Origin of the sequence: Mesorhizobium sp. M1322 (genome assembly GCF_040318085.1) — a bacterium.
Taxonomy (GTDB): domain Bacteria; phylum Pseudomonadota; class Alphaproteobacteria; order Rhizobiales; family Rhizobiaceae; genus Mesorhizobium.
Window position 1 is genome coordinate 90,747 of sequence record NZ_JAMYLP010000008.1, and the last position, 23,645, is coordinate 114,391.

The 23,645-nt window shown below is 62.3% G+C and carries 26 protein-coding genes and 2 pseudogenes; 17 read left to right on the top strand and 11 right to left on the bottom strand.

The window, feature by feature from the left end; genetic code table 11:
- The first annotated feature begins 126 nt into the window (after positions 1-126).
- The 4 genes from NKH12_RS05320 (at position 127) to NKH12_RS05335 (ending at position 4,196) form a co-directional block, all read left to right on the top strand.
- A complete protein-coding gene (locus NKH12_RS05320) occupies positions 127-645 on the top strand; it encodes a sigma-70 family RNA polymerase sigma factor (protein ID WP_352952161.1) in 519 nt (172 codons plus the stop codon).
- Positions 642-1,433, top strand: a complete 792-nt coding sequence (locus NKH12_RS05325; protein WP_352952162.1) for an anti-sigma factor family protein — start codon at positions 642-644, stop codon at positions 1,431-1,433. The genes NKH12_RS05320 and NKH12_RS05325 overlap by 4 nt, the downstream gene beginning before the upstream one ends.
- 196 nt (positions 1,434-1,629) lie before the next feature.
- A complete protein-coding gene (locus tag NKH12_RS05330) occupies positions 1,630-2,736 on the top strand; it encodes a peptidase C39 family protein (RefSeq protein ID WP_352952163.1) in 1,107 nt (368 codons plus the stop codon).
- The gene (locus tag NKH12_RS05335) at positions 2,733-4,196 is read left to right on the top strand and encodes a RimK family ATP-grasp domain-containing protein (RefSeq protein ID WP_352952164.1); all 1,464 of its coding nucleotides are present in this window, start codon (positions 2,733-2,735) and stop codon (positions 4,194-4,196) included. The genes NKH12_RS05330 and NKH12_RS05335 overlap by 4 nt, the downstream gene beginning before the upstream one ends.
- 52 nt (positions 4,197-4,248) lie before the next feature.
- Here NKH12_RS05335 and NKH12_RS05340 read toward each other — a convergent pair whose 3' ends face one another.
- From NKH12_RS05340 to ygfZ, 4 genes and pseudogenes are all read right to left on the bottom strand, one after another.
- Positions 4,249-5,892 (bottom strand): putative bifunctional diguanylate cyclase/phosphodiesterase, encoded by a 1,644-nt coding sequence (locus tag NKH12_RS05340; RefSeq protein ID WP_352952185.1) that lies wholly within the window; start codon positions 5,890-5,892, stop codon positions 4,249-4,251.
- Between the two features lie 105 nt (positions 5,893-5,997).
- Positions 5,998-6,397, bottom strand: a pseudogene (locus NKH12_RS05345) (PAS-domain containing protein); the annotation flags it as partial.
- A gap of 64 nt (positions 6,398-6,461) precedes the next feature.
- A complete protein-coding gene (locus tag NKH12_RS05350) occupies positions 6,462-7,094 on the bottom strand; it encodes an HD domain-containing protein (RefSeq protein ID WP_352952165.1) in 633 nt (210 codons plus the stop codon).
- Complete coding sequence (gene ygfZ, locus NKH12_RS05355; RefSeq protein WP_352952166.1) at positions 7,094-7,972, bottom strand: CAF17-like 4Fe-4S cluster assembly/insertion protein YgfZ; 879 nt, start codon at positions 7,970-7,972, stop codon at positions 7,094-7,096. Before ygfZ ends, NKH12_RS05350 begins: the two co-directional genes overlap by 1 nt.
- An 82-nt stretch (positions 7,973-8,054) precedes the next feature.
- Here ygfZ and NKH12_RS05360 point away from each other — a divergent pair, with 82 nt between their 5' ends.
- On the top strand, positions 8,055-9,386 hold the full coding sequence (locus tag NKH12_RS05360; RefSeq protein ID WP_352952167.1) for a dihydroorotase: 1,332 nt from the start codon (positions 8,055-8,057) through the stop codon (positions 9,384-9,386).
- Positions 9,387-9,512: 126 nt separating this feature from the next.
- Here the strand turns inward: NKH12_RS05360 and NKH12_RS05365 are convergent, their stop codons facing one another.
- The 4 genes from NKH12_RS05365 to NKH12_RS05380 form a co-directional block, all read right to left on the bottom strand.
- Positions 9,513-10,316, bottom strand: coding sequence for a hypothetical protein (locus tag NKH12_RS05365; protein WP_352952186.1), 804 nt, complete (start codon positions 10,314-10,316; stop codon positions 9,513-9,515).
- Positions 10,317-10,455: 139 nt separating this feature from the next.
- Entirely contained in the window at positions 10,456-10,713 is a 258-nt protein-coding gene (locus NKH12_RS05370; protein WP_077381793.1) for a hypothetical protein, read from the bottom strand.
- Between the two features lie 312 nt (positions 10,714-11,025).
- On the bottom strand, positions 11,026-11,403 hold the full coding sequence (locus NKH12_RS05375; RefSeq protein ID WP_127313528.1) for a TIGR02301 family protein: 378 nt from the start codon (positions 11,401-11,403) through the stop codon (positions 11,026-11,028).
- Between the two features lie 48 nt (positions 11,404-11,451).
- The gene (locus tag NKH12_RS05380; RefSeq protein ID WP_352952168.1) at positions 11,452-11,871 is read right to left on the bottom strand and encodes an NUDIX hydrolase; all 420 of its coding nucleotides are present in this window, start codon (positions 11,869-11,871) and stop codon (positions 11,452-11,454) included.
- A gap of 125 nt (positions 11,872-11,996) precedes the next feature.
- On the opposite strand from NKH12_RS05380, the gene NKH12_RS05385 reads away from it, so the two are divergent.
- Positions 11,997-12,773: an SOS response-associated peptidase gene (locus tag NKH12_RS05385; RefSeq protein WP_352952169.1), complete on the top strand. Its 777-nt coding sequence runs from the start codon at positions 11,997-11,999 to the stop codon at positions 12,771-12,773.
- A gap of 99 nt (positions 12,774-12,872) precedes the next feature.
- Here NKH12_RS05385 and NKH12_RS05390 read toward each other — a convergent pair whose 3' ends face one another.
- Positions 12,873-13,028, bottom strand: coding sequence for a hypothetical protein (locus tag NKH12_RS05390; protein ID WP_352952170.1), 156 nt, complete (start codon positions 13,026-13,028; stop codon positions 12,873-12,875).
- A 389-nt stretch (positions 13,029-13,417) separates the two neighbouring features.
- Between NKH12_RS05390 and cysS the strand changes: the two genes are divergently transcribed.
- The 10 genes from cysS to NKH12_RS05440 all read left to right on the top strand — a co-directional run bounded on the left by cysS (position 13,418) and on the right by NKH12_RS05440 (position 21,800).
- Positions 13,418-14,890, top strand: coding sequence for a cysteine--tRNA ligase (gene cysS / locus NKH12_RS05395; RefSeq protein ID WP_352952171.1), 1,473 nt, complete (start codon positions 13,418-13,420; stop codon positions 14,888-14,890).
- Between the two features lie 280 nt (positions 14,891-15,170).
- A complete protein-coding gene (locus NKH12_RS05400) occupies positions 15,171-15,578 on the top strand; it encodes an endonuclease domain-containing protein (protein ID WP_352952172.1) in 408 nt (135 codons plus the stop codon).
- The gene (locus NKH12_RS05405; protein WP_352952173.1) at positions 15,575-15,961 is read left to right on the top strand and encodes a VOC family protein; all 387 of its coding nucleotides are present in this window, start codon (positions 15,575-15,577) and stop codon (positions 15,959-15,961) included. The genes NKH12_RS05400 and NKH12_RS05405 overlap by 4 nt, the downstream gene beginning before the upstream one ends.
- A 4-nt stretch (positions 15,962-15,965) precedes the next feature.
- A complete protein-coding gene (locus NKH12_RS05410) occupies positions 15,966-16,457 on the top strand; it encodes a GFA family protein (protein WP_352952174.1) in 492 nt (163 codons plus the stop codon).
- Positions 16,454-16,930, top strand: a complete 477-nt coding sequence (locus NKH12_RS05415) for a GFA family protein (protein ID WP_352952175.1) — start codon at positions 16,454-16,456, stop codon at positions 16,928-16,930. The genes NKH12_RS05410 and NKH12_RS05415 overlap by 4 nt, the downstream gene beginning before the upstream one ends.
- On the top strand, positions 16,927-17,883 hold the full coding sequence (gene pip, locus NKH12_RS05420; protein WP_352952176.1) for a prolyl aminopeptidase: 957 nt from the start codon (positions 16,927-16,929) through the stop codon (positions 17,881-17,883). Before NKH12_RS05415 ends, pip begins: the two co-directional genes overlap by 4 nt.
- Before the next feature lie 2 nt (positions 17,884-17,885).
- Entirely contained in the window at positions 17,886-19,502 is a 1,617-nt protein-coding gene (cimA, locus tag NKH12_RS05425) for a citramalate synthase (protein WP_352952177.1), read from the top strand.
- Entirely contained in the window at positions 19,499-20,041 is a 543-nt protein-coding gene (locus NKH12_RS05430; RefSeq protein WP_352952178.1) for a hypothetical protein, read from the top strand. Before cimA ends, NKH12_RS05430 begins: the two co-directional genes overlap by 4 nt.
- 136 nt (positions 20,042-20,177) lie before the next feature.
- Positions 20,178-21,098 carry an EamA family transporter RarD gene (rarD, locus tag NKH12_RS05435; RefSeq protein WP_352952179.1) on the top strand — a complete coding sequence of 307 codons (921 nt, stop codon included), beginning with the start codon at positions 20,178-20,180 and terminating at the stop codon, positions 21,096-21,098.
- A 15-nt stretch (positions 21,099-21,113) separates the two neighbouring features.
- Complete coding sequence (locus tag NKH12_RS05440; RefSeq protein ID WP_352952180.1) at positions 21,114-21,800, top strand: glutathione S-transferase family protein; 687 nt, start codon at positions 21,114-21,116, stop codon at positions 21,798-21,800.
- A gap of 9 nt (positions 21,801-21,809) precedes the next feature.
- Here the strand turns inward: NKH12_RS05440 and NKH12_RS05445 are convergent, their stop codons facing one another.
- Both NKH12_RS05445 and NKH12_RS05450 read right to left on the bottom strand, forming a co-directional pair.
- Positions 21,810-21,932 (bottom strand): hypothetical protein, encoded by a 123-nt coding sequence (locus NKH12_RS05445; protein ID WP_352952188.1) that lies wholly within the window; start codon positions 21,930-21,932, stop codon positions 21,810-21,812.
- Positions 21,933-21,981: 49 nt separating this feature from the next.
- A pseudogene (locus NKH12_RS05450) lies at positions 21,982-22,275 on the bottom strand (hypothetical protein); the annotation flags it as partial.
- On the opposite strand from NKH12_RS05450, the gene NKH12_RS05455 reads away from it, so the two are divergent.
- Positions 22,244-23,575: a PQQ-dependent sugar dehydrogenase gene (locus tag NKH12_RS05455; RefSeq protein ID WP_352952181.1), complete on the top strand. Its 1,332-nt coding sequence runs from the start codon at positions 22,244-22,246 to the stop codon at positions 23,573-23,575. The pseudogene NKH12_RS05450 and the gene NKH12_RS05455 overlap by 32 nt on opposite strands.
- Positions 23,576-23,645 lie beyond the last annotated feature (70 nt).

Here is a 23,645-nt window from a genome sequence, read left to right on the forward strand (position 1 = left end):
TCCGCGCCAGCGTTATTGCATTGCTTGGGTGACCGGGGCGGCGGACCGTTTCGCGCCGGCCGCTTGCGCCGCGCCGCGAAGGCGCGTTCAATCGGCTGAACAAGGGCGACCTCAGAACCAGCGGTCATGGACGAAAAGAAGGCAGCAATCCTTGGCGAAATACCACGCCTGCGCCGTTATGCGCGCTCGCTGCTGCGCGACCGCGATTCCGCCGACGATCTCGTTCAGGACTGTCTCGAACGGGCGCTTGTGCGGCTCGACAATTGGCAGACTGGAGAAAGCCCTAGGAGATGGCTGTTTACGATCATGCATCATTTGTTCATCGATCAGATGCGCAAGGTGAACCGGCGCGGCGAAGCCGCGATGCTGCCACTGGAAGCGGGTGAAGCGCAGGCAGCACCCGCCGAGCAGATGGAGAGCATCGCCTCGCGCGAGATTATCGACGCATTACAGGCGATCAGTCCCGACCGGCGCGCAGCACTGGTCATGGTCGCCATCGAAGGCTTTTCCTATGCCGAGGCCGCCAACATCCTCGGAGTGCCGGCCGGCACGCTGATGTCGCGCATCGCGCGCGGGCGTGATGAGTTGCGCGGGCTGCTGGATGACGCCGCGCGTCGCCGGACGATAAGGATTGTCGAGAAATGACCCGGCGCGATTTTTCCGAACGCGACATCCATATGGCTCTCGATGGCGAGTTGCCGGTTGACGAGCGCGCGGCGTACGACGTCTGGCTCGACGCCAATCCTGAAATGAAGGCGAGGAGCGCCCGCTATATCGCCGACCGCGCAGCCCTTCGTGCCGCCTTCGCCGGCGTGCTCGACGAACCGGTGCCGGCGCGGTTGCAGAAGACCGTGCTCGGCGAGGCGCCGGTCAAGACGGCGGCATTGAGCTCGCGCTGGTGGCTCGCGGCTGCCGCAGCGGTGATGCTCGCGATTGGCGGTGTTGGCGGTTATGTCGCCGGCATCGACCATCTCGGTCTGGAAGACCCCGCCGAGGACCAGCTCGCCGAGCAGGCGATCGCAGCCCATGTCATCTATGCCGCCGAGCAGCGGCATGCGGTGGAAGTGCCCGCCAGCGACAAGGATCATCTGCAGACCTGGCTGTCCAATCGGGTCGGCCTGAAGCTGGTTGCACCGGATCTGGCGGCGCAAGGATTCCAGCTCGTCGGCGGCCGGCTGCTGCCCGCTGGCGAGAGCAAGGCCGCGATGCTGCTTTATGAGGACGACAAAGGCGAGCGCATCTCGCTGTTCGTCACGGCCGAATCGGCCGAGAAGGCCAAGGGCACCTATGGGTCGGAAGAGAACGGCCCCGAGGCCGTCTACTGGCTGGATAAGGGCTATGGCTGCGCCGTCGTCGGCTCGCTGCCGCGCGCGCAGCTGACTGCGGTGGCCAAAAGCGCCTACAGCCAGCTTCTGGCCGGGCGGGCCAGCTGAGCTGCGCCTGTTTTTTGTGCATGATCCTTTCCGAAAATCGATTTCGATTTTCGGGGTCATGCACCAGCCGAAACTGTCACAATTGAGCCCGAATCGAGGTGCGATAGCGCTTGACGGAGGCTGGCGCTTCGGCTGTGTTGTCGACACTTCTGACCAGGGCCTTTTCCACAACCCAATCGAGGTTTTCTGAGCCCGCATGCCTGCCGAGATTCGCAAGGCCCGCGCGTCCGACGTCGATGACCTCGCCGTCATCGAGAAGGCTGTTTTCTCGAGCGACCGCATTTCCCGCCGCTCCTTTCGCCAGCTGATCGAACGCGAAAGGGCCGAGCTGCTGGTTGCCGAAAGCGACGGCCGCGTCGCCGGCTATGCGGTTGTGCTGTTTCGCAAAGGCAGCGGCGTCGCGCGGCTCTATTCCATCGCCATCGGTCCCTTTTTCGGCGGGCTCGGCATTGGCCGCATGCTGCTGGCATCGGCGGAGGAGACCGCCTTCGAACACAACCGCATGATGCTGCGCCTTGAGGTGCGCGAGGACAACAGCCGAGCCATTCGCATCTACGAGCAGAGCGGCTATCGCAAGATCGGCCGCGAACCGGGCTATTACGAGGACGGCGCCACTGCGCTGCGCTACGAAAAGACCTTGCGGGGCGACATTCCGGTCGCCACCAAGGTGCCGTTCTACCAGCAGACCTGCGAATTCACCTGCGGCCCGTGCTGCCTGATGATGGCAATGGCCAATTTCGAGCCCGGCTTCGTGCCCGACCCGGTCATGGAAATCCGTTTGTGGCGCGAGGCGACCACCGTTTTCATGATGTCGGGGCCTGGCGGCTGCGAGCCGTTCGGCCTCGCCGTTGCCGGCCACGAAAGCGGGCTCTCTGCCGAGATATATGTATCCTTCCATGGCGCGCTGTTCCTGCAGTCGGTGCGCAGCCAAGACAAGCGCCGGGTGATGGAACTGGCGCAGGTCGACTTTCGCCGGCGCGCGGAACTTTACGGCATCCCGGTGAATTACCGTCCATTCGCCATCGACGACATCCGCACCGCGATCGCCGATGGGAAACTGGTGTTGGTCCTGATCAGCGGCTTCCTGATGTTCGGCAAGAAGGTTCCGCACTGGGTGCTGGCCATCGGCGACGACGGCGACCATATCCTGATCCACGATCCCTGGGTCGAAGACGAGAGACAGGAGACCATTCTTGATGCCGCCAACATTCCCGTGCCTTACGGCATCTTCATGAATATGGCGCAGTTCGGCCGCGATGGATTGCGTGCCGCCATCACCCTCGGAAAGCGCGACAGACAATGACCTGGGTCATCCTTACCGGCCGGCAGAACGATCTCGATCAGGTGGCGACACCGCACAAGATCATCACCAATCGCGACTATCTTGCCCATCCGGCGCTGTTCCGCGGCCAGCGGCCGAAGGTCATCAACCTGTCGAACAATTACGGCTACCAAAGCCGCGGCTACTATGCCTCGCTGCTCGCCGGTTCGCGCGGCCACAAGGTCATCCCGACGGTCGAGACGATGATCGACCTGTCCGAGCGCAAGCTCTACGATCATGCGCTGCCGGAGCTGGAACTCGCGCTCAACAAATGCCGCAAGGATCTGGGCGGCGCCTTTCCGCAAAAAGTCTGCATCTTCTTCGGCATCGGCCCGTCGAGGATATGGGATCGCTTCGCCAAGCTTTTGTTCGACTGGTTCCGAGCGCCGGCTTTGGAAGTCCACATTACGGACAGCGCCGAATGGGCATCGATCCGCAAGATCGGCTTCCATCCGCTGGCCAGGATGACCGAGGAGGAAGAAAAGCGCTTCCTTCAGTGCCTTGAGACCTACACCAACCGCGAGTGGCGTGACACCAAGGGCCGCACGCCGGCGCGCTACACCTTCGCCACGCTGGTCGATCCGCATGAGGAGTTGCCGCCATCGGAGATCTCGTCGCTGCGCTACTGGGCCAAGATCGCCGAAAAAATGGGCGTCGAAATCGAGCCGATCACCAAAAAGGATCTGGCCAAACTCGCCAACTACGACGCGCTGTTCATCCGCGAGACCACTTCGATCTCCAACCACACTTACCGCTTCGCGCGCCGCGCCCAGCAGGAAGGCATGCCTGTCATCGATGATCCGCTGTCGATGATCCGCTGCACCAACAAGGTCTATCTCAACGAGCTGATGACCTACAACAAGGTTCCGGTGCCACCGACGGTGATGATCGCCGGCACCTCGGATCTCGAAGTTGCGGCGCAGACGCTGGGCTTTCCGCTGGTGCTGAAGATCCCGGACTCGTCGTTTTCACGCGGCGTCAAAAAATGCGCCACCTTCGAGGAGCTGAAAACGCTTGCCACCGAATGGCTGGAGGATTCCGATCTCTTGATCGCACAGAAATTCATTCCGACCGAATATGACTGGCGCGTCGGCGTGCTCGGTGGCCAGCCTCTGTTTGCCGTGCACTATCTGATGGCCAAGAAGCACTGGCAGATCGTCAACCACAAGGCCAACGGCAAGCCCGACCAGGGCGGCATCAAGACCTTTACCTTGAAAGAGGCGCCGGCCCATGTCGTCGAGACGGCGGTGAGGGCGGCGCGCTGCATCGGCGACGGCCTCTACGGCGTCGACCTGAAGGAGACCAAGGACGGTGTCTTCGTCATCGAGGTCAACGACAATCCCAACCTCGACCATGGCTGGGAAGATTCCGGCGAAAAAGACGAGGTCTGGGTGCGGCTGACGCAATGGTTCCTGGAGCGGCTCGACCGGCCGGGACGGTAGGGCACCAAGCGGTGTAGACGGGAACTGAATCCATCCAGCGGATTTCAATGCCTCAACCGGATTGGCTGAGCGTCTCGTTCGATCTCAGCAGGCGCTGGATGTCCGCCGCATTCGACGGCATGCCAATCAGGTAACCTTGGGCCTCGACACAGCCTTCCCTGCGCAGGAATTCAAGTTGCGCTTCGGTTTCGACGCCTTCGGCGGTGACGGTCATACCAAGCTGCGCACCCAGCCCGATGATCGTGCGCACGATCGCGGCCGTGTCGCGGTTGTCGATGTCGCGGATAAAGGAGCGGTCGATCTTGATCTTGTCGACAGGGAAGCGGCGGAGATAGCCGAGCGACGAATAACCGATGCCGAAATCGTCCAGCGCGATACGGATGCCGAGGTCGCGCAACTGCCTGAGCGTCTTGAGCACGGTATCGCTCTCATCCATCAACACCGTTTCGGTGATTTCCAATTCAAGCCGATCGGCCGGCACGCCGGAAAATGCCAGCGCGGAGATCACGCTGCGGGCAAAGGTGCCGCTTTTGATCTGCACAGCCGAGACATTGACCGCGATGCGCAGCCCATGCGGCCAGCCCGCCGCCACCGTGCAGGCTTTCCTCAGCGCCCATTCGCCGAGCGGCGCGATCAGCCCAATTTCTTCGGCGACCGGGATGAAGTCCTCTGGCGGCACCAAGCCGCGTGCCGGCGAGTGCCACCGCATCAGGGCTTCGGCGCCGACGATCTCGCTGGAGGCGATGTTCATGATCGGTTGGAAATCAAGCTCGAATTCCCGCCGCGGCAGCGCTGTCTCGAGGTCGGTTTCGAGTGCGCGCCGTGCCCGCACCATCGCATCCATGCCTGGCTCGAAGAATCGATAGACGTTGCGCCCTTCGCTTTTCGCTCTGTAAAGGGCCATGTCGGCGTTTTTTAGCAGCGTGTCGGCGTCCCTGCCGTCATTGGGGAAAAGGGCGATGCCAAGGCTGATGCCGACATGCATGTCGCGGCTTTTATCGCGAAATGGCTTTCCGATAATGTCGACAATGCGTTTTGCCAATTTTTCCGCATCGCCGGCACCTTTTGAGCCGGCACCTTTTGTATTGAACTGGATGATGACGAATTCATCGCCGCCGAAACGGGCGACCACGTCCGTTTCGTTGCGTAGGCAATTTTGCAGCCGCTCGGCCACGCATTTCAGCAGCCAGTCGCCCGCCGGGTGCCCCCAGGTGTCGTTGACAGCCTTGAAGCGGTCGAGGTCGAGCGAAAATATCGCCAGGTCCTTGGCCTCGCCCAAGGCCTGGTCAAGCCGTTCGCGGAACATCGAGCGATTGGGCAGGTTGGTCAGCGTGTCGTGATGTGCAAGGTGGGTCATGCGCTCTTCGACGCGCCTGCGCTCGGTGACGTCGTCGAAGGTTGCGACCCAGCCGCCGCCACTCATCGGCTGCCGCACGACCAAAAGAGTTCTGCCATCGGCAAGATGGCGGTAGGTTGACCGCATTTCCCCGGCTTGAAGGCAGGCCGCGGTTTTCGAGATTTCGCTTTTGATGTCGATCTCTGCATAAATACCCAGGCGCACGAGCTGCTCGAGCGCGTCGCCGTGGCTCATGCCAAGCGGAAAATCGGCCGGGGTCACGAGGTAGAGTTCCAGGAAACGTTCGTTGCGCACGATCAGCCTGCTGTCCGCGTCATACATCAAAAGGCCCTGCGACATGTTGGCGAGTGCCGCGTCGAAGCGTCGATGCTGCTCCTTCAGCTCCTGCTCGGCGCGCCGTTGTTCGGTGATATCCTCATAGATCGACACCCAGCCGCCTGAAGCCAGCGGCCGGTGCGAGATGTTGATGATGCGGCCATCAGACAGCGTTTCCTCGTAGGTCGAGGGTTTCGCCCGGTCGATATAGGGCTTTCGGATGGCGTAGAGTTCTTCGGCGCTGTGCGCGGCGACGCCGATGTCGACGCTGTGCTGGGATGTCGAAAAACCGGATACCGGGCTGCACGATCTCGGCGTCAAGGCAGAAGATGCTGATATAATTGCCGTTGCAGATAATCATGCGCTCGTCGGCATCGAACATGCACAACCCATGCGACATGTTCTCGACGGCGGCCGAAAAACGATCATTCTGTTTGCGCAGTTCGTCTTCTATCCGTCGCGGCAGACTTATGCCTTCGGCCCTCCGTCCGCGGACGGGCGAACCAGCCTTGACATGAGTGACGGACATGAGGCTGCCTGCAGACCGTGATCGAACACGGCACTGTGATCCCCTCCGGTTAATTTACCGTTTTTCAGTGGGCCGGCTGCAGCGTTTGGCGCCGCGATTTCTCGATTGCCGCATATCGTTTGAGGAACGCGTTTTGCGCCCAGGTCACCGAACGTGGGGTGAAATCGAAGCGGTCGGCATTGAAGCCGCGCGGCCGGCTGAAGAATTCGGTTGCCTCGGCGGTCGAAAAGCCGGCAAGCAGCGTTGCCTCGAAATAGGCGGCGATCTGGTCGGCGCGCTTGATCTTCTTGCGCAGGCCCGCACTAGGTTCGACCGGCAGCGAAAAGCGCCGATGGATGGCGCGCTGCAGCCTCAGTTCGCACTCCTTGTAGCTGCCGCCCATCACCGATTTGAACGGTGAGATCATGTCACCGATGACATATTCCGGCGCGTCGTGCAGCAAAGCCGCCAGCCGCGCGTCGGCCGGGGCGTCCGGGACCAGCTCGCCGAAAAGCGCCTCGACCAGCAGCGAATGCTGGGCAACGGAAAAGGCGTGATCGCCGCTGGTCTGGCCGTTCCAGCGGGCGACGCGGGCAAGCCCATGGGCGATGTCCGAAATCTCGATGTCGAGCGGCGAGGGGTCAAGCAGATCCAGCCGACGGCCCGACAGCATACGCTGCCAGGCGCGTGGTGGCGCGCCCGCACGGTCGGCCGCCATCAGGCCTCCTCCGCGCCGACGGATTCCTGCGGGCCAACGGTTTCCAGCGGAAAAGTGAACTTCGCCCAGGCCGGAATGGTGAGCGACACAGGGACGTCATCCGCCATGATCGGCTGGCCGGCGTCGAGCGCTGCCTTGACGCGGTCGATACGGGCGATCGCGAGGCCAGCCGTGCCGGCGACAGTGCCAAGCGTGCCGACCGGTCGCCTGGCAACTGTCAGTTCGGCGCCAGGAGCCGGCAGGGGCCGTTCGGCCGAAACGATCAGGACCCGCCGTCTGGCGGTGCCGCGATGCTGCATGCGCGAGACCACCTCCTGGCCGACATAGCAGCCCTTCCTGAAGCCGACACCGCCGGTCTCGTCGAGCAGCACATCATGCGGGAAGGCGTCGCCGAGCTGATAGTCGCTGCCGCTTTCGGCAATCCCATGGGCGACGCGCAGAGCTTGCCATGCGGCCGGATCGCCGCCCGCGGCGGTGACGCAATAAAAGCGGTTGACGGCTGCGTCGAGGAACCGTGCATCGGCAACCGGTGTTGAATCAAATTGCGAAGTGGTTGAATCGTTACCCCACGCAACAGCGACAAGCCCTTGATCTGCCTTGGCGATCTCGACCTTGGCGCGCAATTTGTAGAGCATCAACCGTCGGATGAAATCATCTGATATATCGGCTTGGCAATCGAGGCGGAAGGAATTCTCACCAGCGCGGGAGATCAGGAAGTCGAACAGAATCTTGCCTTGTGGCGTCAGCAAGGCGCCAGGCTTTGCTTCGCCGGCAGCCAGTGTGTCGAGGTCGGTGGTCAGAATGTTCTGCAAAAAGTTCTCTGCATCCGGGCCTGACACGGAAACGAGTGCGCGATCTTTCAGTAGGGCAAAGGGCATAGGCGGAAAACAACCTGATCTTGCAAAACAGTCGGCCATTACGTAAGCCGCTGACACTCCCCCCGCAAGAGACCGGATCAGCATGGCCACGACCTACGACCTCATCCTGACAGGCGGCACGGTGGTCAACCACGATGGCGAGGGCCGGCGCGACATCGGCATCAACGGCGGGCGCATCGCCGCCATCGGCGATCTCGGCCAGGCTTCCGCCGGCGAGACAGTCGACTGTCGCGGCCTGCACATCCTGCCCGGCGTCGTCGACAGCCAGGTGCATTTCCGCGAGCCGGGGCTGGAGCACAAGGAAGATTTGGAGACAGGCTCGCGGGCAGCGGTGCTGGGCGGCGTCACCGCCGTCTTCGAGATGCCCAACACCAATCCGCTGACCACTAGCGAAGCAGCCCTTGCCGACAAGGTTCGGCGCGCCACCGGCCGCATGCATTGCGATTTTGCCTTTTGGGTCGGCGGCACCCGCGACAATGCCGGGGATGCCGGCGAACTGGAGCGGCTACCCGGTGCTGCCGGTATAAAAGTATTCATGGGCTCGTCCACCGGCGACCTTTTGGTCGAGGACGACGAGGGCGTCGCCTCGATCCTGAGGAATACGCGCCGCCGCGCCGCCTTTCACTCCGAGGACGAATTCCGGCTGCGCGAGCGGTTCGGCGAACGGATCGAGGGCGACCCGTCCTCGCATCCGGTGTGGCGCGACGAGATCGCCGCCTTGCGCTGCACCGAGCGCCTCGTGCGCATCGCGCGCCAGGCTCGCGCGCGCATCCATGTGCTGCACATCTCGACCGCCGAGGAGATCGCCCTCCTCGAACGGCACAAGGACGTCGCGACCTGCGAGGCGACACCGCATCACTTGACGCTGAGCGCGGACGATTATGCGCAGCTTGGCACGCTGATCCAGATGAACCCACCGGTGCGCGCATCGCGCCACCGCGACGGCATCTGGCATGGCATTGCGCAAGGCATTGTCGATGTGCTGGGTTCCGACCACGCCCCGCACACGCTGGCCGAGAAGGCAAAACCCTATCCGGCCTCGCCGTCCGGCATGACCGGCGTGCAGACACTGGTGCCGATCATGCTGGATCACGTCAATGCCGGCCGGCTGACGTTGCAACGTTTCGTCGACCTCTCCAGCCACGGCCCGCAGCGTACCTTCGGCATGGCCAGGAAAGGCCGCATCGCTGCCGGCTACGACGCCGATTTCACCATCGTCGATCTGAAGCGACGCGAGACCATCACAAATGCGCAGGCAGGCTCGAAGGCCGGCTGGACGCCCTATGACGGCAGAGAAGTGACCGGCTGGCCGGTCGGCACCATCGTGCGTGGCCGGCGTGTGATGTGGGAAGGCGAGATCGTCACGCCAGGGCAGGGCCGGGCGGTGGAGTTCTCCGAGGCGCTGCCGGTCTAAATTAGAGCGGTGGACTTCGAATCGTACCGCCGCTCTATCTCTTTCTTTGAGCATCGGATTTCCCAAAACCTATTTAGGGTCCAATGCTCTAAATTTAGGCGGGCTTTAGGCAGGGCGAAATGCTGCTCAGTCTCCGGCGACAAAGAAAGTCCACTGTCCGTCCGGCGTGATGCCGACGCGGTAGAAGATGTAGGCGCCGAACTGCTTCATGCTGTCATAGTCGCCGGCGGTGACGATCTTGAACAGCTCGACCCGCTGCCTGGCGTCGAGCTTGTCCAGCGGCAGCGCGAAGAAATATGGCCAGACATAGAGCTCCTGCGGCGTGCCGACATCGACATGGACGTAGCCGGCACTGAGCACCTCTTCCAGGATGGCGAGGATTTCCTGGCCTTCCGTGTCGCCCGAAAGACCTTTCAGGAAGGTGATCGGGTCGCCTTCGATCTCGCTCAGCGACAATTGGGTCATCCTATCGCCCTGGCCGATCAGCGGCCGGAGCTTTTCGATGTCGCCGCTCTTGCAGGCCCCGATAATCAGATCGTGCATGCGCCTGACCGGCTCCGGCAGCTTGCCGAGATCGTAGACGACCTCGGGCAAGGGTTCATCCGGATCGGCTTGCGGATTGGCGATGCCACCATCGTCTGTTGGCCCGCCTGGTTTGATCTGTTGCCGTTCGTCGGGCGACGTCGGCTGGCTGGCCGCAGGCGGTGCCGTGCCGGGCGGGTCGGGCATCGGCACCGCGGTTCCGGGCGGCGACATGTCATCATCGGCGGGCGGCATGACTGGCGAGGGCAGGTCCTCGCGCTTGATTTCACTCAGCGCATAAACAGGGCTGCTTGCGAGGCAAAGCGCTAGCGGAACCGCGGTGCAAAAAGCGGCGAGCCGGATGCTGAGGGCTAAGCCGCGCGGCTGGCCTGACGTCGAAAAATTCACCGTCTGCCTCTCCATGATTCCGTCCAGTTGCCCAGGCCCTTACAGGTGCCCAGGCCCGCCCAGGTGCCCAGGCCCGCCCAGGTATACTCGGGGCGTGACGCCCAAGCGGCACGCCGTGGTCAAAGATCCTGATGCCGGTTCAGTGCCGCAGCCGTCCTGGTTCGAAGGCCCCGGCAATTACCTTTTCACGCATGCGGTCGAGCAGGGCAAGGGCTGAGGTCTCGCCATTGGCGCGCAGCATTTCGCCGAACGCGGTTTCGAGGGCCGCCTCGGCGATGATTTCCGGCTCGATTCCGGCCGAAAGCCCTTCCGCCCAGGCCTCGCTGTGGCTTTCCACGGCGGTCAGGCGCTTTTCTTCCCTGACCAGCGCGTCGATGTCGTTGACGCCATGTTCCATTGCGATGTCCACCCTTTTCAAGCGGCGATCCGGCAGATGCGGATCAGCGCTTGGGCTGTCCCTTTTACACGCAGGTTAAGTAAGTACTTGTAAATACGACATTTATAGGGTCGTTTCGACAAGGGCTGGTCACGTTTTGCAAACCTGCGTTCGATCCGATTCAAACTTAGCCGATTAGGCCGGCGAGCGGGATGAAAACCTTCAGTTTGAGTTAATTCCACATCCGCGCCGTAACGTTTCGTTAATACCGTTGCAGAAGTGCAACATAAGGATTGCACTAAGACGCCACCGGCACAAGCAGAGGTACGAAAGTCAGTTGCCGTAGCGCGAGGCGATGTCGCGCGACAGCGTCTCGCCTTCCTTCATGTAGCGGCTGATGGCTTCGGTCGCCGAGGCGGTACACTGCGTGTAGGTGCCGCCGAAGGAGCGGTAGCCGCGGTTGAAGCTGGCGATGAAGCGGGCGCGCCGCTCCGGATCCGGGTTTTCCGAAGCAATCAGCTTCTCCATCTCGACCCGCCACTGGTCGCCCTTCTCGCCGCATAGATTACGCAGGAAATGCAGCGATCCGAGCACCTCCGCCAGCCGCATCAGCCCCGGTTCGAACGGCGACTCGGCGGCCAGAGCCGGCCGCGCCCCGATTGCCGTACTGGCGGCGAGGCAAGCTGCAAGGAAAAGCGATGCGCGGATCATAAGTCTATGTGGCCAAACAATTTGTCGCCTGCAAGGCGATTTTGGAGACTACGCCCCCGCATTCCTGAGCAATTCGTCGGCAATGGCAAACACCGAAGCGGCAAGCGGCAGCGCCGTCATTTCGCTGAGCGTATAGAAGGCGGCGGTCTCGGCGTCGTCGCTGGCCACAGGGTCGCCGCCGGCATAGGTGGCGCCGAACACCGTCAGCAGATAGTCGACCGGGTGCCCGTCGCTGTTGCCGTCAATATGGATTTCCCGAAGGGGGCGGTAGTTGTGCGCCTCCAATCCGGTTTCTTCCAGCAATTCGCGTTGTGCGGCTTCCTCCAGCGTTTCGCCGGCCTCGACCTTCCCGCCCGGAAACGCGTAAAATCCCTGCGAAGGCTGCCGCGCCCGCTTGACCAGCAGCACCGTGTCGCCGCGGACAATGGCGACCGAGACAGCCGGGAGTATCTTACGCATCTCGTCCATGGATCTCCGATCGTCATTTGCTGCAGCCGGTTGTGGACCGGTCCGGCGTGAAGAAGCATTAACGGTTGCGCAACGCCGGTTCCATCGCCACCTTCGCATCCGACCAATTCAACGAGTTTTAGTTTATGTGCGGACGCTTTGCCTTGACCGCCACGCCGGACCAGACTGCCGCTTTTCTCGGTCTGGCGGAGCTGGAGGATTTTCCAGCCCGCTACAATATCGCGCCGACGCAGCCGGTCCTGATGGCGATTGCAGGCTTGCCGCAGGCGCCAGGCTCGAACCTGCCCGATCGGCAGCCGATGCTGGTGCGCTGGGGGCTGATCCCGACCTGGGTGAAGGACACGCGTGAGTTTCCGCTGCTGTTCAACGCCCGATCGGAGGGAGCAACGGAAAAGGCCTCGTTTCGTACCGCCATGCGCCATCGCCGCGCTTTGGTGCCGGCTTCCGGCTTCTACGAATGGCGCCAAACGAACCGCAAAGAGCCAGGCGGCAAGAGGGGACAGCCCTATTGGGTGCGGCCGAAGCATGGCGGGCTTGTCGCCTTCGCCGGGCTGATCGAGACTTATGCCGAGCCGGGCGGTTCGGAAATGGACACTGGCGCTATCCTGACCGTCAACGCCAATGCTGGCATCGCTCATATCCATGACCGGATGCCAGTGGTGATAAATCCGCAGGACTTCGCCCGCTGGCTGGATTGCCGCACGCTGGAGCCGCGCGACGTGGCTGACCTGCTCAGACCGGCTCAGCTCGATTTCTTCGAGGCTATCCCGGTTTCCGACCTCGTCAACACAGTCGCCAACACCGGACCGGAGATTCAGGAAAGGGGCATCGTGGGGCCGGCGCCCGAGAAGGCCAGGCGCCAGAAGCCCGGCGCGGACGACAGTCAGATGACCTTGTTTTAGCAGTAGCTGGGTTTTAGCAGTAGCTGCTATTTCCTGGGGCGCTTCAGCGCCTTCATTGCCGGCGCCCCACTGCTGGCGACCGGCCGGCCGCACGTCACATCAGGCAGCGCGCGGCGATATGATCTTCTGCACCGGCTTTTTCTTCTTCGCTGTGTGGAGAAGGGCGGCGACGATCGCGGCCGGGCCGATCGCCCGGTATTGGCTGGCGAGCGCCGGTTGCTTGTCGCTGCTGGGGTCCTGCTTGGTTCGGGGCATTTTTCTCTTCCCTGGTAACATCTTCGTGTCCGCGTTTGCTAGTCGAATCCGACCAAATCGTGACATCTGGTGATCTAGCCGGCGAATGTTTCATGACTGTGCCGACATGTTTAATAAAATGTTTCACCGCGTCATTACCTGTGATCCAGCGACTCTTTTGCCGAAAGTTGCGACTTGACGGCAACACTGGCTGAGGCGATAAAGCCGCTCATGAGAACGTCTTTCGCCATTTGTGGCATTTGCATTATTGGCTAGCTTCGCGCTGGTCCGGACGTTTTCGCCTATCTTCCTTCTAGAGTGGACAAACGCCCCGGCCAGCAGGCTGGTGCCTGATTTGCGTCTCAGCGCAAGTGGCCCCAACCAAAAGGTAACGCACCGGGAAGGCACGAATGTCTGACGCATCGAAGGGCCTGCGCCTCTACAACACGCTGACGCGGACCAAGGAGGATTTCTTCCCGATCCATCCGCGCAATGTGCGCATGTATGTCTGCGGCCCGACGGTCTACGACTTTGCCCATATCGGCAATGCGCGGCCGGTGATCGTCTTCGACGTGCTGTTCCGCCTGCTGCGCCATCTCTACGGGCACGCGCATGTCACCTATGTGCGCAACATCACGGATGTCGACGACAAGATCAACGCCCGCGCCTTGCGTGATTTCGGCGGCGAGATTGCCTCGGGAAAACTGTCGCTGAACGAGGCGATCCGTCGGGTCACAGAAAAGACCGCCGACCAGTTCCACAAGGATGTGGCGACGCTCGGTTGCCTGGAGCCGACGGTCGAGCCACGCGCCACTGAATTCGTCGAGCCGCGCGCCGATGGCAAAGTCGACATGATCTCCTTGATTCAACGGTTGATCGAACGCCGCCATGCTTATGTTGCGGCAGGCGAAGTTCTGTTCGACACGGCCTCGATGCCGGACTACGGCCAATTGTCGAAGCGCAATCTCGACGAACAGCAGGCCGGCGCTCGCGTCGCCGTCGATCCCCACAAGAAGAACCCTGGCGATTTTGTGCTGTGGAAGCTGTCCTCGCCGGAAGAGCCGGGCTGGGAAAGCCCGTGGGGCAGAGGCCGGCCGGGCTGGCACATCGAGTGCTCGGCGATGTCGGCCGCCTATCTCGGCGAGGTCTTCGACATCCATGGCGGCGGGCTCGACCTGATCTTCCCGCATCACGAAAACGAGATCGCCCAGTCGCGCTGCGCCCACGGCACTGACGTGATGGCCAAGGTATGGATGCACAACGGCTTCCTGCAGGTCGAGGGGCAGAAGATGTCCAAGAGCCTGGGCAACTTCTACTCGATCAACGAGTTGCTGGAGACAGATACCTTTGGCGGCCGCAAATGGCCGGGCGAGGTGCTCAGGCTGGCGATGCTGATGACGCATTATCGCGAGCCGATCGACTTTTCCGTGCGCAAGCTGGAAGAGGCGGAAAACACGCTGCGCAAATGGAAGCGGGCGGCGGATCTGGCACCGGCGGCGGCAAAGCAATTGCCGGTGGAAGTGGTGGAAGCCCTGTCGGACGATCTCGCAACCTATTCTGCGTTCCAGGTGCTGACGCAGTTGGCCGGCGAGGCTGTGGATTTCAGTGCTGCTGCTGGCGGCAACGCTGCCGCAGCGGGCAACGATGCTGCCGCTTCGCTGAAGGCGGCACTGTTGTTCCTCGGCTTCGACGTCGCGCCGGCCAAGGTTGATGAAGACGCCATCGCCAAGGCGATCACCAAACGGCTTGCACTGATCGCCGCTGGAAATTGGGCCGAGGCCGACCGCATCCGCGACGAATTGCTGGCGCAGGGAATCCAGTTGAAGGACGGCAAGGACCCCGTCTCCGGCACCCGCATCACCACCTGGGAGGTAAAGCGGTGAGGGTGGAGGTCGAAATGTATGCAAGGCTGGCGACGGCTTTTGTGATGGCCGATCTCCCCCCTTGCGGGGGAGATGTCCGGCAGGACAGAGGGGGGTGGGAAGGATCACCAACTTTCGACGTTACCCATTCGCAACCCCGGACCAGCTTGAGGGCATGGCAGCAATTCGTTGATAGGCTGGAGGGACAGCACCCCCCTCTGCCCTGCCGGGCATCTCCCCCGCAAGGGGGGAGATCGGCTCTCATCGACGCTTTCGCCAATCACGAAGACTCGGGTGCCTGATGGGTCACGATCTCGTTCCGCCGCGTCAGCGCAAGAACGCAAAGTCCATGCGTCATGTGATGACCGACGCCGAGTTGAGACTTTGGAACGAGCTTCGCGCCCATCGACTGATGGGGCTGAGCTTTCGCCGGCAGGTGCCGATCGGACCTTACATTGTTGATTTTGCCTGTCCGACGCACCGCTTGGTCGTTGAGGTTGATGGCTCCCAGCACGCGGAAACTGAACACGCCGAGCGCGATGCAACACGCAGCACCAATTTGAAGAGCAGCGGCTGGACCATCCTGCGCTTCTGGAACGACGACGTCATTCGCGACATCGACAATGTCTGCCAGCACATAGTGATCGAAGCCGGCCTGGCCGCTGCCGAAATGCCGGCCGGCGAACCAGCAAGGGAGGTAGTTCCATGATCGACCATCTTGGCATCACCGTTTCCGATTTCGACGTGTCGAAAGCTTTTTACGACAAGGCGATGGCGCCGCTCGGTGCCTCACTGCTCTACATGGTGCCGCAGGAATACACCGGCGGTGCCAAGGTTGGCGGCTATGGTCGCGACCGGCCGGTGTTCTGGCTGCATGCCGGCAAGGACAAGCCGAAAGACCGCCAGCACGTTGCCTTCACCGCGCGCAACCGCGCCGAGGTCGATGCCTTCTACGCAGCCGCCATCGCTGCCGGCGGCAAGGACAATGGCGGGCCGGGCCTGCGCCCGCACTATCACGCGAACTATTACGGCGCCTTCGTCTTCGACCCCGACGGCAACAATGTCGAAGCCGTCTGCCATGCCCCGGAGTGAAACGATGAGCCTAGACAACAGACCGGTCTATACAGGCGGCTGCCAGTGCGGCGCCGTGCGTTTCCGTGTCGAAGGCGCGCTGGGCGACGCCTCCGTCTGCCATTGCCGCATGTGCCAGAAGGCAAGCGGCAATTTCTACCTGCCGCTGGTGTCCGTGCGCGGCGCAAAACTCGACTGGACGCGCGGCGAGCCCAAACGCTTCCGCTCCTCCAACGCCGCTTGGCGTGGTTTTTGCGCCGATTGCGGCACGCCGCTGACCTTCGAGGCGCCCGATGGCATCGCGCTTACCGTCGCGGCCTTCGACCATGCGGAGGAGATCGCGCCGACCATCCAGTGGGGCACCGAAGCAAAACTCCCCTATGTCGATCACATCCACGAATTGCCCGGCGAGGACACGATGGCCGATATTTCGTCGGCCTCCTATCTCGCCGATCTCATCTCTTACCAACACCCCGACCACGACACCGAACAATGGCCGCCGGAGGAAAGATCATGACTGAAACCGTTCGAACCGGCGGCTGCCAGTGCGGCGCCGTACGTTTTCGCATTCGTGGGGCGCTTGGACGCCCGTCCATCTGCCATTGCCGCATGTGCCAGAAACAGTTCGGTTCCTTCTTCGGCGCGCTGGTGACGGTGCCGAAGGACGGCGTCGAATGGGTGCGCGAGGAGCCGAGTTATTTCCAGTCGTCGGTCAACATCGATCGCGGCTTCTGCGCCCGCTGCGGCACGCCACTGACCTATCGGCAGCCCGGCGGGCTCGAAATCGCCATCGGCGCTTTTGACGATCGCTCCGACCTCGCAACGCAGATCCAGATCAACTACGCCGCCCGGCTGCCATGGGTGGAGAAGATCTTCGACGCGCCGGTCCATGACGATCCCGACTACTACACCCGGCAGGAATCGATCATCTCCTTCCAGCATCCGGATCACGAGACGGCCAATTGGCCGCAGCAGGGCCTGAAATTATGAGCAGTGAACTGCGCACCCTCTATCCGGAGATAGAGGCCTACGAGTCCGGCATGCTGGATGTCGGCGACGGCCATCAGGTCTACTGGGAGCGTTCCGGCACCAGGGGTGCCAAGCCGGCCGTATTCCTGCATGGCGGACCGGGTGGCACGATTTCCCCGAAGCACCGGCGGCTGTTCGATCCGAAGCTTTACGATGTCATCCTGTTCGACCAGCGCGGCTGCGGGAAGTCGACGCCCAACGCCTCGCTCGAGGCCAACACCACCTGGCATCTGGTCGCCGACATCGAGCGCCTGCGCGACATGTGCGGCTTCGACAAATGGCTGGTGTTCGGCGGCTCGTGGGGCTCGACCTTGGCGCTGGCCTATGCCGAGACGCACCCCGAGCGGGTCAGCGAATTGGTTGTGCGTGGCATCTACACGCTGACGCGCGCGGAACTCGAATGGTATTACCAGTTCGGCGTCTCGGAAATGTTCCCCGACAAATGGGAGCGCTTCCTGGCGCCGATCCCCGAGGCCGAGCGCGGCGACATGATGGCCGCCTATCGCAAGCGGCTGGTCGGCAGCGACCGCAACGCACAGGTCGAGGCCGCCCGCGCCTGGAGCCTGTGGGAAGGCGAGACGATCACGCTGTTGCCCGATCCGGAAACCAGCAGCCCGTTTGGCGAAGACGACTACGCAGTGGCCTTCGCCCGCATCGAGAACCATTATTTCGTCCATGCCGGCTGGCTGGAGGAAGGACAACTGCTGCGTGATGCCTTCAAGCTGAAGGACATCCCCGGCACCATCATCCACGGCCGCTATGACATGCCGTGCCCGGCGCGCTACGCCTGGGCGCTGCACAAGGCGTGGCCGAAGGCGGACTTCCATCTGATCGAGGGCGCCGGTCATGCCTATTCGGAACCGGGCATCCTCGACCGGCTGATCCGGGCGACGGATCGGTTTGCGGGGAAATGATCATGGGCCGCGAACGCCTCTATCTCTTCGACACGACACTGCGTGATGGCCAGCAGACCCCGGGCATCGACTTTTCCGTCGAGGACAAGATCGCCATCGCCGGGCTGCTCGACGAGTTCGGCGTCGACTATGTCGAGGGCGGCTATCCCGGCGCCAACCCGACCGACACCGCTTTCTTCGACGAGCACCGCACGGCCAGTGCCAAATTCGTCGCCTTCGGCATGACCAAGCGGGCAGGGGTGTCGACCTCGAACGATCCAGGCCTTGCCGCACTGGTCCAGTCGAAGTCCGACGCCATCTGCTTTGTCGCCAAGAGCTGGGACTACCATGTCCGCGTCGCGCTGGGCTGCACCAACGAGGAAAACCTCGAGGCGATCAAAGCCTCGGTCGAGGCGGCGGTTGGCGCCGGGAAGGAAGCACTGGTCGACTGCGAGCATTTCTTCGACGGCTTCAAGGCCAATCCCGATTATGCGCTCGCCTGCGCCAGGACCGCCTATGACGCCGGCGCGCGCTGGGTGGTGCTGTGCGACACCAATGGTGGCACGCAGCCGTCGGAAGTGCGCGCCATCGTCGAGAAGGTCATCGCCTCAGGCATTCCCGGAGACCATCTCGGCATCCATGCCCATGACGACACCGGCCAGGCGGTGGCGAATTCGCTGGCCGCCGTCGAGGCCGGCGCGCGCCAGATCCAGGGCACGCTGAACGGCATCGGCGAGCGCTGCGGCAACGCCAATCTGATCTCGATCGTGCCGACGCTGGCGCTGAAGCCGGCCTTTTCGAACCGCTTCGAGACAGGCATCTCGGCCGAAGCATTGGCTGGGATATCGCGCCTGTCCCGCGCCTTCGACGAATTGCTGAACCGCGCGCCGGAGGCGCAGGCGCCCTATGTCGGCGCTTCCGCCTTCGCCACAAAGGCCGGCATTCATGCCTCGGCGCTGGCCAAGGAGCCGGCCACCTACGAGCATGTGCCGCCGGAAGCGGTCGGCAACCGCCGCCGCGTCATGGTCTCGGACCAGGGCGGCAAAGCCAATTTCCTCGCCGAGTTGAAAAGGCGCGGCATCGACATGCCGAAAGACGACCACCGGCTCGACGCGCTGATATCAGTGGTCAAGGAACGCGAGGCCGATGGCTATGCCTATGAAGGCGCCGACGCCAGCTTCGAGCTGCTGGCGCGCAAGATGCTGCACGGTCTGCCGGAATTCTTTAGCGTCACCTCGTTCCGCTGCATGGTCGAGCGCCGCTTCGACGCCAACGGCCAAGTGAAGACGGTCTCTGAGGCGATCGTCAAGGTGCTGGTCGACGGCGAGGAGAAAATGTCGGTGGCGGAAGGGCACGGCCCGGTCAATGCGCTCGACATAGCGCTGCGCAAAGATCTCGGAAAATTCCAGAACGAGATCGCCGACCTCGAGCTTGCCGACTTCAAGGTGCGTATCCTCAATGGCGGCACCGAGGCGATCACCCGCGTGCTGATTGAATCGCATGACAGCACCGGCGCCCGCTGGTGGACGGTCGGCGTGTCGGAAAACATCATCGACGCTTCGTTCCAGGCGCTGATGGATTCGATCGTCTACAAGCTGATGAAGAACCGAGAGATGGCCGGGCTGGTTGCGGCGGAGTGAAGAATGGGCTTTCAATAAGTTGGATTGCATTTCACGATCTCCCGCTTGCAAACGCGGCATTGGTCTTTGGTCTGGCCCAGACCGGAGAGACGGACGAGGTTTTTGATTTTGCCTATAATGGCGCCGTGGTCGGAAAAAATTGGTCAGTCGTCATTTTTGACGATGTGAACATGGATCTGGTGGACGGGAAGCATATGGCCAGCCTTTCGGCTGGCAGGGATGTGGTCGTCGTTCACAATATCGATACGGTCATGCTGCAATGGGCCGAGCAGTGGCGTGATGGGCACGAAGTCTGGAGTATACGACACACCAGCGCGGATGGCGCACGCAATCTTGAAGTGACGGGAAACCTTCCGTCCTGTTTCGACGAGATCCGAGGCGCGCGTTTCGCCGACCAAGATCGCGAGGACGCAGGTGCTGCCGAGATAGACTTTATCGCAGACACTCCGCTCCAGGTGGCAGAATGCGTAACAGGCTTTCGTCACGACACCACTGAAGCGGAATTCACGGAGCTGGTGCCAGCACCCGACGAAGCCTAGTGACGCGCGAGCTTCGCGTTTACAAATGAATACGGTGGAAACGCTGGCCAGCCACTTGAACCATCAGCAAAAGTCCATTGATCCATCAGAACTTTGCGATGGTCTTGGCACCGCCGCTGGCGCATAGCGTTGGGCCATGGCCACGCAAGCAATTCAGCTCGAAGCAGACTCAAAGGCCCGGCGCGGCTTCTTGCTGGCGCTGGGCGCCTATCTCCTGTGGGGGCTGCTGCCCTTCTACATGAAGGCGGTAGCACATCTGCCGCTGGTCGAAGTCATCGCGCACCGCATCGTCTGGTCGGTGCCGATCGCGGCGGCCGTTTTGATCTGGGCCGGCCGCACGGCGGATTTCAAAGCAGCGTTGCGTTCGCCGCGCGTCATTTCTATGGCGGCGCTGACGGCGGCGCTGATTTCAGTCAATTGGGGCATCTATGTCTGGGCGATTGCGGTCAACCGTACCATCGAAACCGCGCTTGGCTACTATATCAACCCACTTGTCAGCGTCGTTGTCGGCGCGCTGCTGCTCGGCGAACGGCTCGACCGGCTGCAGATCGCGGCGGTGGTGCTGGCGGCCATCGCGGTCGCGGTGCTGACGATCGACGCCGGCAAGCTGCCTTGGGTGTCGCTGGTGCTGGCGTTTTCCTTTGCCGCCTACGCCTTCTTCCGCAAGACGCTGCCAATCGGTCCCAGCCAGGGCTTTTTGCTCGAGGTGCTGTTGCTGTCGGTGCCGGCGCTCGGTTACATCATCTTCCTCATCGTCACAGGGCAGGACCATTTCGTCTCCAGTTCCCTGAACGATACCGCATTGCTGATCGGCTGCGGCCCGGTCACCGCCATACCGCTGCTGCTGTTTGCCTTTGGGGCCAAGTTGTTGCGCCTCTCCACCATCGGCATCATGCAGTATATCGCGCCGACCATTGTGTTCCTGATCGCAGTGCTGATTTTCGACGAACCCTTCGGCAGCACCCAGGCCATCGCCTTCGGCCTGATCTGGACCGCGCTGGCGATCTATTCCTGGTCGATGTTTCGCGGCCGCGAGATCCGGCCGACAGTGCGTTAGGGCGAGGGATTTTCGATGTACGTGCTGCACATAGCAAACAAGAATTATTCCTCGTGGTCGCTGCGGCCCTGGGTGCTGATGCGGACATTGGACGTCTCCTTCGAGGAGCGGCTGATACCGTTTCCGACCGGATCGAGCTGGAGCCTCTACCGGCCGTTCTCGCCCAGCGGCCGCGTACCTTGCCTGATCGACGACGGCTGGGCGGTTTGGGATTCGCTCGCTATCGCCGAATATCTGGCCGAGCACCACACCGGCGTCTGGCCTGCCGACGCGAAGGCGAGAGCCTGGGCGCGGTCGGCAGCGGCCGAAATGCATTCGAGCTTCACCGCCTTGCGCGGCTCCTGTCCGATGAATTGCGGTGTCCGCGTCGCGCCGGTGCCGATGTCCGATGCGCTGAAGCACGACCTCTTCCGCCTCGGTGACCTCTGGAACGACGGCCTTGCCAGCTTCGGTGGGCCATTCCTGGCCGGCGACCACTTCACCGCCGTCGACGCCTTCTTTGCCCCGGTGGCGTTTAGGGTTCAGTCCTACGGACTATCCTTCGAGGGCGCAGCTGCTACCTATCCGACGCGATTGCTGGCTCTGCCGGCGATGCGCGAATGGTACGCGGCAGCCCTTGCAGAGACGTGGCGCGAGCCAGCCCACGAAGCGGAGGTGCGCGCCGCCGGCACTGTCATCGAGGATCTTCGCGCAACCGTGTAACGATTGCCGCTACATCCCGCGCCCCAGCCGCCTGACGAACAGGTAGACAACCGCCGCGACAACCAGCGATATCGCCGACGCCACCCAGAAGCCGATCGGCGTGTCGACCAGCGGCAGCCCGCCGACATTCATTGCCGAACAGGCCTGAGATGATCGTCATCGGCAACAGCACCGCGGTCATTACCGATAGCATGTAGAGCAACTGGTTCGACTGCGTCGTCAGCTTGGCCATCATGGTCGCGTCGCCAGTCTCTCGAAAACGCAGCCCTGCGGCGGCGACCAGACTGTGATTACCAGCACGGGCGAACCGGTTTCGTGTGACGGTTTTGACGGTCATCCGAGGCCGCCTACCAACGCCGTTGTTTGGAGCCAGTTTGGAATAATACGTCGTTGACTCGCGTTTGCACAAAGAGCACGAGGCAAATCCATGCGGAGGACGTCCGATGCATGCCGGTCTCCCACGAAACGTACTCATAGCCGTATTGGGAACCCTGATGGCGAGCTGCGCTGGCGTTTCAGCGCAGAAAACGGGGCCAATAATCGGCTATGGCCCCAACCCCACTTTACCGAAACCAAGGCCGACGCTGATACCGACCGTCAACATCGCCGAGGCGACAGGCTGGCGGAAAGGTGGGATGCCGACCCCGGCTAAGGGGCTGACGGTGAACGCCTTCGCCACCGGCCTCGACCATCCGCGCTGGCTGCACGTGCTTCCGAACGGCGACGTGCTGGTTGCCGAAACCAATGCCCCGGCCAAGCATGACGAAGGCTTCAGCCTTAGAAAGGTGTTCATGGACCTGGCTATGAAGCGCGCCGGCGCTGCGACCAAAAGCGCCAACCGCATCACGCTCCTGCGCGACACTAATGACGACGGCGTTGCGGACGTGCGCAGGACGTTCGCGGAAGGCCTCAATTCACCCTTCGGTATGACGCTGTCCAATGGCAAGCTCTACGTCGCGAATACCGACGCCCTTGTCGCTTTCTCCTACTCCAACGGCCAGACCCGAGTCACAACGCCGCCGGAAAAGATCGTCGACTTGCCGGCCGGAGATCTCAATCATCACTGGACCAAGGACGTGATCGCAAGCTCGGATGGACGCAAGCTCTATGTCACCGTCGGCTCCAACAGCAACGTTGGAGAAAACGGCATGGCCGCGGAGAAGAACCGCGCCGCCGTCCTTGAAGTGGACCAGCCGACCCGCCGCACCCGGGTCTTCGCGTCAGGGCTGCGCAACCCGAACGGGCTGTCCTGGAACCCTGAAACTGGCGAGCTTTGGGTCGCCGTGAACGAGCGTGACGAGATCGGCGACGATCTCGTCCCGGATTATATGACCTCGGTTCGTGACGGCGCTTTCTACGGCTGGCCCTACAGCTATTTCGGGCAGAACATCGACGAACGCGTCAAGCCGCAGCGCCCCGACCTCGTGGCGAGGGCGGTCAAGCCCGACTACGCGCTGGGTTCCCATACCGCCTCGCTGGGACTGACTTTCTCCAAAGGCGCGTCGCTCGGCCCAGCCTACCGCAACGGCGCCTTCGTCGGCCAGCACGGCTCGTGGAACAGAAGCGTGTTCAGCGGTTATAAGGTGATCTTCGTGCCGTTCCGCGATGGTAAACCGAGCGGTCCCCCGAAGGATGTGCTCGCTGGCTTTATCGGGCGTGATGGCAAGGCGATGGGCCGTCCGGTCGGCGTTGCCATCGATCGGACCGGCGCACTGCTCGTCGCCGACGACGTCGGCAATGTCATCTGGCGGGTTAGTAGGGCAGTAGGGCAGTAGGGCAGTAGGGCTGTAGGGCAGTAGGGCAGTAGGGCAGTAGGGCAGTAGGGCAGTAGGATGCCGCTCCATG